The sequence below is a fragment of the Rhizobium sp. YTUHZ044 genome (assembly GCF_051123975.1).
Classification (GTDB): domain Bacteria; phylum Pseudomonadota; class Alphaproteobacteria; order Rhizobiales; family Rhizobiaceae; genus Rhizobium.
Window position 1 is genome coordinate 3534944 of sequence record NZ_CP101426.1, and the last position, 13959, is coordinate 3548902.

12 protein-coding genes, 1 tRNA gene and 1 pseudogene are annotated in these 13959 nt (G+C 60.8%); 10 read left to right on the forward strand and 4 right to left on the reverse strand.

Going from position 1 to position 13959, the window contains the following annotated elements; translation table 11 throughout:
• Window positions 1-22: 22 nt before the first annotated feature.
• The 9 genes and pseudogenes from pobA (at window position 23) to NL154_RS17480 (ending at window position 8616) form a co-directional block, all read left to right on the forward strand.
• Window positions 23-1195: a 4-hydroxybenzoate 3-monooxygenase gene (gene pobA / locus NL154_RS17440; RefSeq protein ID WP_434733115.1), complete on the forward strand. Its 1173-nt coding sequence runs from the start codon at window positions 23-25 to the stop codon at window positions 1193-1195.
• Window positions 1196-1378: 183 nt separating this feature from the next.
• Entirely contained in the window at window positions 1379-2551 is a 1173-nt protein-coding gene (locus NL154_RS17445; RefSeq protein WP_434733116.1) for an ABC transporter substrate-binding protein, read from the forward strand.
• Window positions 2552-2620: 69 nt separating this feature from the next.
• Window positions 2621-3484, forward strand: coding sequence for a branched-chain amino acid ABC transporter permease (locus NL154_RS17450; RefSeq protein WP_210629954.1), 864 nt, complete (start codon window positions 2621-2623; stop codon window positions 3482-3484).
• Between the two features lies 1 nt (window position 3485).
• Entirely contained in the window at window positions 3486-4487 is a 1002-nt protein-coding gene (locus NL154_RS17455) for a branched-chain amino acid ABC transporter permease (protein ID WP_221123914.1), read from the forward strand.
• Entirely contained in the window at window positions 4484-5248 is a 765-nt protein-coding gene (locus NL154_RS17460) for an ABC transporter ATP-binding protein (RefSeq protein WP_085779309.1), read from the forward strand. Before NL154_RS17455 ends, NL154_RS17460 begins: the two co-directional genes overlap by 4 nt.
• Window positions 5229-5945 carry an ABC transporter ATP-binding protein gene (locus NL154_RS17465; RefSeq protein ID WP_221154671.1) on the forward strand — a complete coding sequence of 239 codons (717 nt, stop codon included), beginning with the start codon at window positions 5229-5231 and terminating at the stop codon, window positions 5943-5945. Before NL154_RS17460 ends, NL154_RS17465 begins: the two co-directional genes overlap by 20 nt.
• A gap of 427 nt (window positions 5946-6372) precedes the next feature.
• Window positions 6373-7200 carry a VCBS domain-containing protein gene (locus NL154_RS17470; protein WP_221154669.1) on the forward strand — a complete coding sequence of 276 codons (828 nt, stop codon included), beginning with the start codon at window positions 6373-6375 and terminating at the stop codon, window positions 7198-7200.
• 301 nt (window positions 7201-7501) lie between these two features.
• Window positions 7502-7718, forward strand: a pseudogene (locus tag NL154_RS17475) (CopG family transcriptional regulator).
• 58 nt (window positions 7719-7776) lie between these two features.
• On the forward strand, window positions 7777-8616 hold the full coding sequence (locus NL154_RS17480) for a hypothetical protein (protein WP_221154666.1): 840 nt from the start codon (window positions 7777-7779) through the stop codon (window positions 8614-8616).
• Between the two features lie 112 nt (window positions 8617-8728).
• Here NL154_RS17480 and NL154_RS17485 read toward each other — a convergent pair.
• Both NL154_RS17485 and mnmA read right to left on the reverse strand, forming a co-directional pair.
• Window positions 8729-8805 (reverse strand) — tRNA-Met (locus NL154_RS17485).
• Window positions 8806-8941: 136 nt separating this feature from the next.
• Complete coding sequence (gene mnmA, locus NL154_RS17490) at window positions 8942-10141, reverse strand: tRNA 2-thiouridine(34) synthase MnmA (RefSeq protein ID WP_221146502.1); 1200 nt, start codon at window positions 10139-10141, stop codon at window positions 8942-8944.
• 481 nt (window positions 10142-10622) lie between these two features.
• Between mnmA and NL154_RS17495 the strand changes: the two genes are divergently transcribed.
• Complete coding sequence (locus NL154_RS17495; protein WP_210629949.1) at window positions 10623-10886, forward strand: hypothetical protein; 264 nt, start codon at window positions 10623-10625, stop codon at window positions 10884-10886.
• Window positions 10887-10960: 74 nt separating this feature from the next.
• Here NL154_RS17495 and serA read toward each other — a convergent pair whose 3' ends face one another.
• Together serA and NL154_RS17505 are read right to left on the reverse strand one after the other, a co-directional pair.
• Window positions 10961-12556, reverse strand: coding sequence for a phosphoglycerate dehydrogenase (gene serA / locus NL154_RS17500; RefSeq protein ID WP_221146464.1), 1596 nt, complete (start codon window positions 12554-12556; stop codon window positions 10961-10963).
• 85 nt (window positions 12557-12641) lie between these two features.
• The gene (locus NL154_RS17505; RefSeq protein ID WP_210629947.1) at window positions 12642-13820 is read right to left on the reverse strand and encodes a phosphoserine transaminase; all 1179 of its coding nucleotides are present in this window, start codon (window positions 13818-13820) and stop codon (window positions 12642-12644) included.
• Window positions 13821-13959: the final 139 nt, after the last annotated feature.

Consider the following 13959-nt stretch of genomic DNA (forward strand, 5'->3'; position numbering starts at 1 on the left):
AAAAATGCAAGGGAGGAAGCATTTGCGAACCCAGGTCGCCATCATCGGTTCGGGACCATCCGGCCTGCTGCTCGGCCAACTTCTGACCGAAGCTGGAATCGACAACGTCATCCTCGACCGCGTGGGCAAGGACTATATCCTCGGCCGCGTCCGCGCCGGCGTTCTCGAGGAAGGCACTGTCGGGCTGCTGGATGAAGCCAAGGCTGGAGCGAGGCTGCATGCCGAAGGCCTGCCGCATGACGGCTTCTCGCTCGCCTTCGACGGACGCGATCATCGCATCGACCTTCACGAATTGACCGGCGGCAGGCGTGTGACCGTCTATGGACAGACCGAGGTGACGCGCGATCTCATGGAGCGGCGGGAAGCTTGTGGCGCCCTTTCGATCTATGACGCCGCCGATGTGGCTCCGCATGCTATCGACGCTGGCTCGCCCTTCGTCACCTACCGGAAGGATGGCATCAGCCACCGCATCGATTGCGATTTCATCGCCGGCTGCGACGGCTTTCATGGAATAAGCCGCAGAGCCGTTCCCGAACGGGCGATCCGAAGTTTCGAGAAGGTCTATCCCTTCGGCTGGCTGGGCCTGCTTGCCGACGTGGCGCCCGTCAGCCATGAACTGATCTACGCCAACCACCCGAGGGGCTTCGCGCTCTGTTCGATGCGCTCGGCCAGGCGCAGCCGTTACTATATCCAGTGCCCGCTCGACGCGAAGATCGAAGACTGGAGCGACGAGCGCTTCTGGGACGAGTTGAGACGGCGCCTACCGGCCCATCACGCCGAGGCATTGAGGACCGCCCCATCCTTCGAAAAATCGATCGCGCCGTTGCGCTCCTTCGTCACCGAGCCCATGCGTTTCGGCCGGCTCTTCCTCGTCGGCGACGCCGCCCATATCGTGCCGCCGACCGGCGCCAAGGGGCTGAACCTTGCAGCAAGCGATGTCCATTACCTCTTCCGCGGGCTCCTCGAACATTACCGCGAAGGTTCCGACAGCGGCATCGACGCTTATTCGCAGACGGCGCTCGCCCGCGTGTGGAAAGCCGTGCGGTTTTCCTGGTGGATGACGACGATGATGCACCGGTTCCCCGATACAGGCGATTTCGATCAGAAGATCCAGGAAGCCGAACTCGACTATCTCACGCATTCTCGTGCAGCCTCCACGGTGCTCGCGGAAAACTACGTGGGATTGCCGTTCTGACACGAAGATTGCGGGATGAAAGCTGCGATACGCCGGTGAACAGCGAGAGTCGGGACGATACAGAACCATAACCGGCAAATCATGTGTTTGGGGATTTATTTCATTTTACATCACCATTTCGCATGACAAGCTAACCTGAAATTCAATACGGCGCTGGAGTACGCCGAAAAGGGAGAGAGAAGAATGAGGAAGCTGTTTCTGGCCGCCGCTGCGGCAATCCTTGTGGGCACCAGCGCCTGTGCCGACACCATCAAGGTCGGCGTCATCGGGCCGTTCTCCGGCCCCTTCGCGCTCCAGGGCAAGAACTTCAAGGCCGGCATCGACGCCTATATGGCTGTCAACGGCAACAAGGTCGGCAGCGACACGGTCGAGATCGTCTACCGCGACGTGCCGCAGGCCGATCCGGCTCAATCCAAGGCGCTGGCGCAGGAACTGATCGTCAAGGAAAAGGTCCAGTATCTCGCCGGCTTCTATTTCACCCCCGACGCCATGGCGGTGACGCCGATCCTGAAGCAGGGCAACGTGCCGATGGTCATCATGAACGCCGCCACCTCGGCGATCGTCACCAAGAGCCCGCTTGTCGTACGCACCTCGTTTACAACATGGCAGACCTCGACGCCGATCGCCAAGGTTGCCTTCGACGCCGGCGTCAAGAAGGTGATTTCGGTCGTCAGCGATTACGGCCCGGGTATCGACGCCGAGAATGCGTTCAAGGCCGGTTTCGAGAAGGCCGGCGGTCAGGTGGTCGAGGCGATCCGCATGCCGCTCGCGACCAACGACTTCAGCCCGATTATGCAGCGCATCAAGGATTCCGGCGCCGAGGGCGTCTTCGCCTTCCTGCCATCGGGCCCGACGACGCTTGGCTTCGTCAAGGCTTATAACGAGAACGGCTTGAAGGCCGCCGGCATCAAGTTCTTCGCGCCTGGCGATCTGACGCAGGAATCCGATCTGCCGGCGCTCGGCGACGCCGCACTCGGCATCAAGACGACCTTCCACTATGCCGTGTCGCACGACTCGCCCGAGAACAAGGCTTTTGTCGAGGCTGCCGCCAAGGCGATCGGCAACAAGGCCGAAATCTCCTTCCCTGCGGTCAGCGCCTATGACGGCATGTATGTCATCTACAAGATGATCGAGGCGACGGGCGGCAAGCAGGACGCCGAGAAAGCGGTCGACGCGGTCAAGGGCCTTGCGTGGGTGAGCCCGCGCGGCCCGGTCTCGATCGATCCGGAAAGCCGGCATATTACTCAGAACATCTATCTGCGCGAAGTCGCCAAGGCCGATGACGGGACGTACTTCAACAAGGAGATCCAGACGTTCGAGAAACAGAGCGACCCGGGCCTTGCGGCGGCCAAGTAAGATTGCGGCATCCGGACCGGCGGCGGGGTCTCGCGCATCGCGGCCGCCGCATCGAAGTAAGGTATTTTCATGCAGACAGTCTTCAGCATCGCCGTCGACGCCTTTGCCTATGGCATGGCGCTCTTCGTGATCTCGATCGGCCTTTCCGTGACCATGGGGCTGATGCGTGTCGTCAACCTGGCTCATGGCGCCTTCGCCATGATCGGAGGCTACATCGCCTCCTATGCCGCCCGTGACCTCGGTCTTAGTTATGCTGTCGCAGTCGTCGCGGCCGTCGTCGTCACGATCATCATCGCAATTCCGCTCGAGCGTTTTCTCTACCGCCGGATCTATGGCGCCCCTGAACTGACCCAGGTGCTGATGACAATCGGCATCACTTTCTGCGTCATCGGCATCGCGAACTACGTGATGGGACCGACGCTGAAGACGATACCGCTTGCCGGCACCTTGCAGGGATCGGCCGATCTCGGATTCCGCACCATTCCCGTGCACCGGCTTTTCGTCATCTTCTGCGGCCTCGCCGTTGCGCTCGCCCTGTGGTTCGCGATCGAGCGAACGAGCTTCGGGGTCAAGCTGCGCGCCTCCGTCGACGATGCGGCGATGGCTGCCGCACTCGGCGTGCGCACAGAGATCATCTATGCGGTGAGCTTTGCCGTTGCCGTCGGGCTTGCCGCCTTCGGCGGCGTGGTCGGCGCCGAACTCCTGCCGGTCGAGCCCTATTATGCGCTGCGTTACATGGTGACCTTCCTCGTCGTCGTCTCCGTCGGCGGCGCCGGCTCCATTCCGGGCGCGCTGATTGCCTGCCTGCTGCTTGGCGCCATCGATACGACGGGACGCTATCTGATGCCGGAATTCGGGGAATTCTTCTTCTATCTCGCCGTGATCGCCATCATCTGCATCTTCCCGCGCGGCCTTGCCGGAAGGATGAAATAGGATGACGCTCGTCATGAACAACGAAACCGAACGCCTCCGGCATCGGCGCGCAGTGAATGCCGATCTTCTCGGAGTAGCGGCCATCACGGCCATCGCCGCGATCGGCTATTTCGCCTTACCCGACAATCTGGCGCTTCTGACGCGGATGATCACGATCGCCCTGCTCGTCCTGTCGCTCGATCTCGTGACCGGTTATTGCGGCGTCGCAACGCTCGGCCATGCCGCACTCTTCGGCTCCGGCGCCTATGCCGCCGGGATCCTGTCGGCGCATTACGGCATCAACGACCCGCTGCTGATGATGCTTGCCGGCATAACAGGGGGCGCGGTTGCCGGGCTGCTCTGCGGCGCGATCATCCTGCGCGCGCATGGGCTGCCGCAACTCGTGCTGTCGATTGCGCTCATCCACCTCTTCCATGAATTTGCCAACAAGGCCTCCTCCTGGACGGGAGGCAGCGACGGGCTTTCCGGCATTGCGCCGGACCCGATATTCGGCATTTTCGAATTCGATCTCTACGGCCATACCGCCTTCTTTTTCGGAACGACACTGCTCGTCATCGTCTTCATGCTGCTGCGATTGCTGGTTCGCTCACCCTTCGGCATGCTCTGCCGCGGCATCCGGCAAGACCCGCTGCGCATCCGCGCCATGGGCGGCTCGCCGAAGGCCGCTCTCATCAAGATGTACGTGATCTCAGGCGCCGTTGCCGGCGTCGGCGGCGCGCTGAATGCGATCTCGACCCAGGTCGTCGGGCTCGACAGCCTGTCCTTCACGCAATCGGCCGAAGCGCTTGTCATGCTCGTGCTCGGCGGCACCGGTTCCCTGTTCGGCGCGCTCTCCGGCACCGTCATCTTCATGTTCTTCGAGGATTATGTCTCGGCCGCCAACCCCTTTCACTGGCTGACCATGGTCGGCGCCCTGCTGATCGCCGTCGTGCTGTTTGCGCCGAAAGGCCTCTACGGAACGGCCGCCGCCTTGATCGGCCGCCGGAAGGAGACGCGCGCATGAGCCCGGTCTTCGAAGTAACCAATCTCAGGAAAGCCTTCGGCGGCCTTGCCGTCACCAATGATGTCTCGCTGGCAATGGCGCCCGGCGACCGCATCGCGCTGATCGGCCCGAACGGCGCCGGCAAGACCACCTTCGTCAACCTCGTCACCGGCAATCTCTCCCCCGATTCCGGCGAGGTTCGCCTCGGCGGCGAGGCGGTGACGAAGGTGGATGCGATCGGCAGGGTCAAACGCGGCCTCGTCCGATCCTTTCAGGTGACGCGGCTTTTTCAGGATATGACGCCCGCCGAACATGTGGGGCTCGCCGTCCTTCAGCGTGACGGAAAGACCCGCAAGATGTTCGGGAATTTCCTCGCCATGCCCGACGTCATGGCGGAGGTCGACGATCTCCTGGGTAAACTCGGGCTGGCCTCGCTGATGCATCGCAGAGTCAGCGAGATCGCCTATGGCCAGCAGCGGCTCCTCGAAATCGCCGTGGCGCTGGCGCTGAGGCCGAAGGTGCTGCTGCTCGACGAGCCTGCGGCCGGCGTGCCGCAAAGCGATACCGGCCGAATCGAACAGGCGCTGGCCGACCTTCCCGCCGATCTCGCCGTCCTGATGATCGAACACGACATGGACCTCGTCTTCCGTTTTGCCAAGCGCGTCATCGTGCTGGCGGCCGGCGCGATCATCTTCGACGGCCTGCCGGCCGATGTCACCAAGGATGCCCGCGTGCGCGAGGCCTATCTCGGGAGCTATGCCAATGCCAGCCCTGTCGCTTGAGGTTGAAAACCTGTCGGCCGGATACGGGCCGACGCGGGTGCTCGAAGGCATCTCCTTCACCGTGCCGGCAGGCGCCCGTCTAGCCGTGCTCGGCCGTAACGGCATGGGCAAGACCACGCTCCTGGCAACGCTTGCCGGCCAAACCAGGCGGTATCAAGGCCAGATCCACCTCGGTGGTTCGGATGTCACCGCAGCACCGAGCGCAATGCGCGCCCATAGGGGCCTCGGCTATGTGCCTCAGACGCGCTGCGTCTTTCCCACGCTGACGGTCGAAGAGAACCTTTTCGTCGGTCTGAAGGCGCGGCCGAAGACGGCGCTGGAGGAAGCCTATGCCATGTTCCCGCGCCTGAAGGAGCGCCGCCGAAACCTCGGCAACCAGCTCTCCGGCGGCGAGCAGCAGATGCTTTCAACAGCCCGCACCATTCTCGGCCGCCCGTCCGTTCTGCTGCTCGACGAACCGCTCGAGGGCCTAGCGCCTGTCATTTGCGAGGAACTGATGGCTGCCTTCGTCGATCTCGCCAAGAAGGGCGATATGACCATCCTTCTTGTCGAACAGCGCATCCAGAGCGCGCTCGATTTCGCCGATCACGTCATCATCCTCGAACGCGGCCGACTGGCCTGGACAGGCACGCCGGAACGCCTGTCGAGAGATCATCAAACGGTCGAAAGCCTGCTCGGGGTCGGCGGCTTGCACTGACGCCTGGAGCTAGTACTGAGCCCGTTGGAGGCAGAGCCAGCGGCATTGCCGGTGGATCCAAAGCGCCCCCCAGGATTGGTTTGAGGACCCCCAGCAGCGAATCAGTATATCGTCATGACCATGTCATCATTGACCCACCATTATTCTCCGGAAAAGACGAGTTGTCTGCGAGAAACCAAGAGATCGCCTCAAGAGGCGATGAACATCATGAGCGAACGAAGCGCCGTGATCGCAAGGCATGCCAAAAAATCTTGGCGATAGACAGGGTCGGTGCCGGTTGGATCTCTTTATCTGGATATTTGTTCAGCAGGCGATTTAGATCTGCTGGAATTAAACAGGTAGAGTCGATCTGACGCTCCTTCAATTTTCGTTGCCAGACACCAGATAGGGTTGCATAGTCACATAGCACATTAGCCGGGAGGTAGAAATGGCAAACCACAAACCATTCGCGGGCAATGTATACCTGCCTGTTTTCAATCTCGACGATCCGATCAGCGGCGATGTTCTCGAAAACTCCTACGATACCGACGGAGATTCGGTGCGCCTGAATTTCGTCAACGGGCAGCGCATCAAGCAGCCGGCCGATCCTGAAGGCCAGCCGACAAAGACCATCATCGAAGGAAAATACGGCACACTCACCATTTTTTCCGACGGGACGTACACCTACGCCCTCGATCACTCCAAGCCGGAGGTCGCCGCCCTCGGGCCGGGAGATCAGCTCGTCGAGAAGTTCACTTTCAAGATATCCGACGGCAAAGGCGCCACCGATGTCGGTGCGTTCAGTATCGCAATCGATCTGCCGGAACGCGGCGACGTCTTAGTCAATTTCGAGGATGTCGGCCAAAGCGACTTTCCCACCGGCTACAAAGGCTTCGATTGGGGCGCCTGGCGAGACGGCGACGACGCGACAGTGCGCGAGGACGCCGACGGCAACCACTACCTGGGTGGGGGCGTCTTCTGGACCCCCATCTATTCAGCGGATGGCGGCCCCTTCCAGATCAAGCAGTTCGAAGTTGCCAACGGAACATCGAACTATGACAACGTCCTGACGATCGAAGGGCAGCTGAACGGCAACATCGTCTTCTCCACAACCGTGACCATAACCGCCGACAGCATCGATAATCCCCAGCTGATCGACCTCAGCGCCTACGGCGATATCGATTACCTCCTGCTCGACAGCGAACCGATCGTCACGGAAAACAGCGGTCCCGATTATTTCGGCGCGCAATACGACAGTTTCTACTTTGTCGTTTGAGGGATAGAGAGAAGCGTCGCATCACGAAAACTTTGCATCTTTCCGGCGCACCGCAGCGGCATCCGGTAGCAATTTCTTGCGATAGCTGATCGACCTGCACCCTGCTAGCTTTCGATCGTGCGGAGGAGCACGATCATGCTGGGATGGAGGAAATGATGCAGCCAGTCGGGATCAAGTTAGCGGCGGTCATGTTTTCGCTGGCCGCATGGGCCGTTATCATCGCTGCCGCATCCCATCTTTGGGCGATGAAGATGCCGATATTGCATTTGGCGCTCTACAGATAGAGCTGTCCTCGGCGCACCTGACACCCCCCACTCTCCTCGAGTACGCCGCCGATCCGATCGCGGATATTTCCGTGCTGACCTTCAGATCATGCTTCGGCGGGCAGCTTTGCGGCTGCGCAACGCCGGATCAATCGCCCTCGACGACGACTTGAGGCGATTCGTAATCTATGCAGTGAATTGGTGCTGACGCGCTAGGACGCGATCAGGTATGTCGTACGGGAGTGGATGAAGTAGAACACCTATCTGCCGATGTATGAGCTGGACGCAATGGCGAAGGGGATGGGGAAGCTTGATGGGCCAAATGACCATTGGTCAGGACTTGCACGGGATATCTTCATGGCGAAGCCCATTGCCGGTACTCCGCTTAATCCTGCTCTGCGGCTGGGTCTCTTTGATGGCAGGGATTTTACTATGGTCACTCCATCCGATCGCCTACGACAGTTGGCACATCACCCCTGTCCTTATTAGTTTGTTGTGGTTTTCGGGTCCGCTTTTGGCTTTTGCCATTTCGGCCGGTGCACTTATTCTGGATCAACCGGCTTCTCGCCTAATGAAGCGAGCCGCCGCTGTGCACTTCGGGGTAAGTCTGGCTGTTGGCCTAGTGGTATTGTTGACAGATCAGTTTGGTCCCGCCACCTGGTTGTTGCTGGCTGCGCTGGTCGATCTGCCGATCCTTGCGCTCGCGCCAGGCCGGATCGATAGCCAGAGAGCGGTCAAACTGCTACACATGGTGGTTGTGTCGTCGGTTGCAGGACCTATTGCCGCCCTCTTTCTTTGGTCCGCCCTCAACATCAAGATTGTGGAGTGGCGTGCACTCGCGGTCTCCGGTTCACATCCCTATTGCGTGCAGGTGCCCAAGGATTATCTCGGGCAGTACAAGGCAGTAACCCGACGGGCTGAATTGGCGGGTTTGAGGATGCGGACACCGTTTACAAATGGCGGTGGTTCCACTGACTACCAGTTCGCGTTTCACGCAGTGCTCGTGGTCAGGCATGATGAGGGGGACCGGTTGTACAACTGGTCCTACTTCGCCCAAAGCTTCGTCCCCGTCTCCGACAGTGCGATAAAAGGACTCACTCTTCGTGCTGATTGCGAGCCAATGGTTGCTTTCTTCGACGCGCTTTATCGTTAGGGATTGTCATCGAATTGTAGCAAACGCCCGGAACAGCTCGAACCCCGCGTTTGAGGTCATCGCCTCCGCCGCTGGAGGGAAATTACCGGACCGGAATTGTCGGCTGTTGAAGTGGTAGCGGAGGAGGGATTTGAACCCCCGACACAAGGATTATGATTCCTCTGCTCTGACCTACTGAGCTACTCCGCCACTGGTCAAACGATACCTGCTCGCGAAGCGCTGCGGGCTCGTGGGATGAGCGGCTTATAAGGTGCGCTTCGGCTTTGTGTCAAGCGCAGGATGGAGAAAAACGCTGAGCTTTGCCGCCCATCGTTTCTGATGGGTTTCAGGCAGCGACGGGGCCGGCCAGCAAGGCCTTGAGCGAAGCTTCGGCCGAAGGTTCGCGTTCGGAGCGTTCGATGAAACCGCCGCCGAAGACACGGGCGTCGTCGCCGGGCGCCGAATAAAGCGCGCAGGCCTGGCCGGGCGCGATACCCGCCTCGCCGACGGTCAGATCGACATAGGTGCCGGTGGCATCGACATGCAGTACGGCAGGCGCCGGTGCCCGCGTCGAACGGACCTTGGCGTAGCAGGCAAAACCGCGGCCGGAAGCGGCCTCCGCGAGCGGAACGTCGCCCAGCCAATTGACATCGCGCAGATAGACGCGGTGCGTTTCCAGCGCTTCCTTCGGCCCGACGATGACGCGGCGTGAGCGGGCATCGAGATAGACGACATAAAGCGGTTCGCCCGTGGCGATGCCGATGCCGCGGCGCTGGCCGATGGTGAAGTGCAGGATGCCTTCATGGCTTCCCAATACGCGGCCGTCGAGATGGACGATCTCGCCGGCGAGCGCCGCATTCGGCTTCAGCTTGGTGATGATGTCGGAATATTTGCCCTGCGGCACGAAGCAGATGTCCTGGCTGTCGGCCTTCTTCGCGACAACGAGCCCCATCTCTTCGGCGAGCCTGCGGGTTTCGGCCTTCGGCAGGCCGCCCAGCGGAAAGCGCAGATAATCGATCTGTTCCTGCGTCGTGGCGAAGAGAAAATAGCTCTGGTCACGGTCGGCGTCGGCCGGCCGGAAAAGCGCGCGGCGGCCGGGCTTCTCATCCGAAGGGTTCGGTCGCGAGCGGATATAATGACCCGTCGCCAGCGCATCGGCGCCGAGCTCCTTGGCGGTCGCCAAGAGATCGGCAAACTTGACGGTCTGGTTGCAGGAAACACAAGGGATCGGTGTTTCGCCCGCCACGTAGCTTTCGGCGAAAGGATTGATCACCGTCTCGCGAAAACGCTTTTCATAATCGAGTACGTAATGCGGAATGCCCAGCGTTTCGCAGACGCGGCGGGCGTCGTCGATGTCCTGGCCGGCGCAGCAGGAGCCGGCGCGGTGAACAGCGGCGCCATGATCGTAAAGCTGCAGGGTGATGCCGAGCACGTCGTAACCCTGCTGTTTGAGAAGGCCGGCCACGACGGAGGAATCGACGCCGCCCGACATGGCGACGACGACGCGGGTCTCTTCCGGCTTCTTGTCAAAATCCAGTGTGTTCAACGGCGGTGCCAAATTCTGCGCGTTCATAACCCGCCCTTGCGCTGCAATTGCGGCGGTGCTGATCTCAGGCGGGATCGGCCGCCTTTTTCGGTAGGTGACCGATATAGAAAGGATTGTATCGCGACGCAAGGGGCGGCGGCGGACAGCTCGCAATCGCGTGAGAAAGCAAGCGCGGCTGAAGCCACGCCTTGGAAGCGGGGGGTACTGCTCAGGCGCCGATCAGCTTGTTGCAGGCGAATGCGATGCCTGGATTGGCGATGACGACAGCCGCCAGCGCCAGTCCGATTATCGAGAAGTGTTTCATGTCATCCTCCTTCAGCCCATGCGAATTACGCAGCTCCCGGCCGCCATTCTCAAAATAACGAATGCCTGACCGGCACAACTGCAAACAGTGAAAAAAATAATTTCGCCCTATGGAACTATTCTGCCGGATACGCGTTGCCGAAGATCAATGTCGCAATCGAATGCTGCGGAGGGTTTCATGGCCAGGTTCGGCACGACGACGGATTACACCAGGATCAGAGACTGGATCGAAGCGCGCGGCGGCCATCCCGCGCGCATAAAGGACGCGCGTGACAGCGAAACCGTCCGCGTCGATTTCTCCTCCGAGCCACTGGAAGAGATTTCCTGGGACGAGTTCTTCCAGGGTTTCGACGGCAGCAGGCTCGCCTTCCTCCACCGCACGAAGGCGCAGGACGAAGCCGCCCGTCTCGGCAGGATCGTCCGGCGGCGTCGGCACCGTTGAAACCTGTTCCTGACGCAGCAAAGCCCGGTGCCGTTTCCTGCGCCGGGCTCTTGTTTTCCTTGGAGGAAGGAAACTCAGTCGATATTGAAGGTCAGCAGCTTTGCCTGGCGGATCGCCTGGTGCGCCGTCAACTGCGTGAGCACGCCATCATCCACCTCGCCGTCGACATAGAGCAGCGCAATTGCGTCGCCACCCTGCTTGTCGCGGCCGAGCTGGAAGTTGGCGATATTGACACCGGCAGTGCCGAGCGTCGTGCCGATGAAGCCAATCATGCCGGGGACGTCGGTATTGGTGATGTAGATCATGTGCGAACCGACATCGGCATCAAGGTTGATGCCCTTGATCTGAATGAAGCGCGGCTTGCCATCCGAAAACACCGTGCCGGCGACGGAGCGCGTCATGCTTTCGGTCGTCACTGTCAGCTTGATATAGCCATCGAAGACGCCCGTCTTGTCGCGCTTGACCTCGGAAAGCACGATGCCCTTTTCCTTGATCATGATCGGCGCGGAAACCATGTTGACGTCGGCGACCTGCGGGCGGATCAGGCCCGCAAGAACCGCGCTCGTCAGCGCCCGCGTGTTCATATTGGCGGTCACACCATCATAGAGGATTTCGATTTCCTTGATCGGCTCCTCGGTGACCTGCCCGACGAAGGCGCCGAGAACGTCCGCAAGACGGATGAAGGGCTTCAGGATCGGCGCTTCCTCAGCCGTGATCGACGGCATGTTGATGGCGTTGGAGACCGCGCCGTTGACAAGGTAGTCCGACATTTGTTCGGCAACCTGCAGCGCGACATTTTCCTGCGCCTCGGTCGTCGAAGCGCCGAGATGCGGCGTGCAAACGACGTTCGGCAGACCGAACAGCGGGCTTTCCTTGGCGGGCTCGACTTCGAAGACGTCGAAGGCGGCACCGGCGACGTGGCCGGACTTGATGGCTTCGGCAAGTGCCGCTTCATCGACCAGGCCACCGCGGGCGCAATTGATGATGCGCACGCCGGGCTTCGTCTTTGCCAGCGCTTCCTTGTTGAGGATGCCGCGCGTCTTGTCGGTCATCGGCACGTGCAGTGTGATGAAATCGGCGCGGGCGAAAAGCTCGTCGAGTTCGACTTTGGTGACGCCCATCTCCTCCGCGCGCTCCTTGGAAAGGAACGGATCATAGGCGACGACATGCATCTTCAGACCGATAGCGCGGGAGCAGACGATCGAGCCGATATTGCCGGCGCCGATGACGCCGAGCGTCTTGCCGGTGATCTCGACGCCCATGAATTTCGACTTCTCCCATTTGCCAGCCTGCGTCGAGGCATCGGCGGCCGGAAGCTGGCGGGCGACGGCGAGCATCAGGGCGATGGCGTGTTCGGCGGTCGTGATCGAATTGCCGAAAGGCGTGTTCATGACGATGATGCCGCGGCGCGAGGCGGCCGGGATATCGACATTGTCGACGCCGATGCCGGCGCGGCCGACAACCTTGAGGTTCTTCGCCCCTTCGATGATCTTTTCCGTCACCTTGGTGGCTGAGCGGATGGCCAGACCATCATATTTGCCGATGACTTCGAGCAAACGGTCCTTGTCCTTGCCGAGCTGCGGTTCGAAATCGACTTCGACGCCGCGGTCGCGGAAGATCTGGACGGCGGTTTCCGACAATTCGTCGGATACGAGAACGCGAGGTGCCATTGTGGCCTCCTTCAAAAGTGTTCAGCGATGAATGAAAATGGAATGCTGGGCTCCGCCGGACGTGGCGAAGCCGGACGCGATCACGTCAGGCGGCGGCCTGAGCAAGCTGCGCCTTCTGCGTTTCGAAGGCCCAGGAAAGCCAGGGCATCAGCTTCTGCATGTCGGACGCCTCGATCGTGGCGCCGGCCCAGATGCGCAGGCCCGACGGCGCGTCGCGGTAATGACCGATGTCATAGGCGACACCTTCCTTTTCCAGGAGGCCGACGAGGCCTTTGGCGAAATTCGCCTGGCCGTCGTCATCGAGCGCCGTGATGTCCTTGTCGACGATCTTCAGGCAGACGGAGGTGTTGGAGGCCGTTTCCGCCTTGACGGCGAGATTGGCGATCCAGTCGTTTGCCGCGACGAAATCGTGGATGACCTTGGCATTGGCATCGGCACGAGCGATCAGGCTCTGAAGACCGCCGAGCTCCTTGGCCCAAAGCAGCGCATCGATATAGTCCTCGACGCAGAGCATCGACGGCGTGTTGATCGTCTCGCCCTGGAAGATGCCTTCCGTCAGCTTGCCGCCCGAGGTCATGCGGAAGATCTTCGGCAGCGGCCAGACCGGCGTGTAGGTGGTGAGACGCTCGACGGCACGCGGCGAGAGAATGATGACACCGTGGGCCCCTTCGCCGCCCAGCACCTTCTGCCAGGAGAAGGTGACGACGTCGAGCTTGGCGAAATCGAGCTCCTGGGCAAAAGCGGCCGAGGTGGCGTCGCAGATCGTCAGACCCTTGCGGTCGGCAGGAATGAAATCGGCATTCGGGACGCGCACGCCCGAGGTCGTGCCGTTCCAGGTGAAGACGACGTCGCGGTCGAAATCGACGGCGGAAAGATCGGGAAGCTCGCCGTAACCCGCTTCGAGCTTGCGCACATCCTTGAGCTTCAGCTGCTTGACCACATCGGTTACCCAGCCGGCGCCGAAGCTTTCCCAGGCGAGCATGTCGACGCCGCGTTCGCCGAGCAGCGACCAGAGCGCCATTTCGACGGCGCCGGTGTCGGAGGCCGGAACGATGCCGATGCGGTAATCCGCCGGCACTTCGAGAATTTCACGGGTAAGGTCGATGGCCTGCTTGAGCTTGGCCTTGCCGACCTTCGCACGATGCGAACGGCCGAGGGCCGCGTCGGAAAGGGCTTCGAGCGACCAACCGGGGCGCTTCGAGCAGGGGCCAGAAGAAAAATGGGTATTGTGCGGACGGATGTCCGGCTTTGCGGTCTTCGCCATGATGCTATCCTCTCAGATAGAAAGCCCTTCGTTGGGGAAGGGTGTCCCGCCGCCGTGTGTATGGATCGGAAGCTTCATAGTCAAGATCGAAGTGTCGCAAGCTGTAGATATTTTGACGCAGGCAGGGTGGCGAAAAATG

Bases quoted from the DNA above. Each gene is read 5' to 3' on its own strand.
- NL154_RS17445 (WP_434733116.1), top strand. From the start codon at position 1,379: ATGAGGAAGCTGTTTCTGGCCGCCGCTGCGGCAATCCTTGTGGGCACC.
- NL154_RS17495 (WP_210629949.1), top strand. From the start codon at position 10,623: ATGGCCAGGTTCGGCACGACGACGGATTACACCAGGATCAGAGACTGG.
- serA (WP_221146464.1), bottom strand. From the start codon at position 12,556: ATGGCACCTCGCGTTCTCGTATCCGACGAATTGTCGGAAACCGCCGTC.
- NL154_RS17480 (WP_221154666.1), top strand. From the start codon at position 7,777: ATGGGCCAAATGACCATTGGTCAGGACTTGCACGGGATATCTTCATGG.
- NL154_RS17460 (WP_085779309.1), top strand. From the start codon at position 4,484: ATGAGCCCGGTCTTCGAAGTAACCAATCTCAGGAAAGCCTTCGGCGGC.
- NL154_RS17505 (WP_210629947.1), bottom strand. From the start codon at position 13,820: ATGGCGAAGACCGCAAAGCCGGACATCCGTCCGCACAATACCCATTTT.
- NL154_RS17450 (WP_210629954.1), top strand. From the start codon at position 2,621: ATGCAGACAGTCTTCAGCATCGCCGTCGACGCCTTTGCCTATGGCATG.
- NL154_RS17455 (WP_221123914.1), top strand. From the start codon at position 3,486: ATGACGCTCGTCATGAACAACGAAACCGAACGCCTCCGGCATCGGCGC.
- NL154_RS17465 (WP_221154671.1), top strand. From the start codon at position 5,229: ATGCCAGCCCTGTCGCTTGAGGTTGAAAACCTGTCGGCCGGATACGGG.
- NL154_RS17470 (WP_221154669.1), top strand. From the start codon at position 6,373: ATGGCAAACCACAAACCATTCGCGGGCAATGTATACCTGCCTGTTTTC.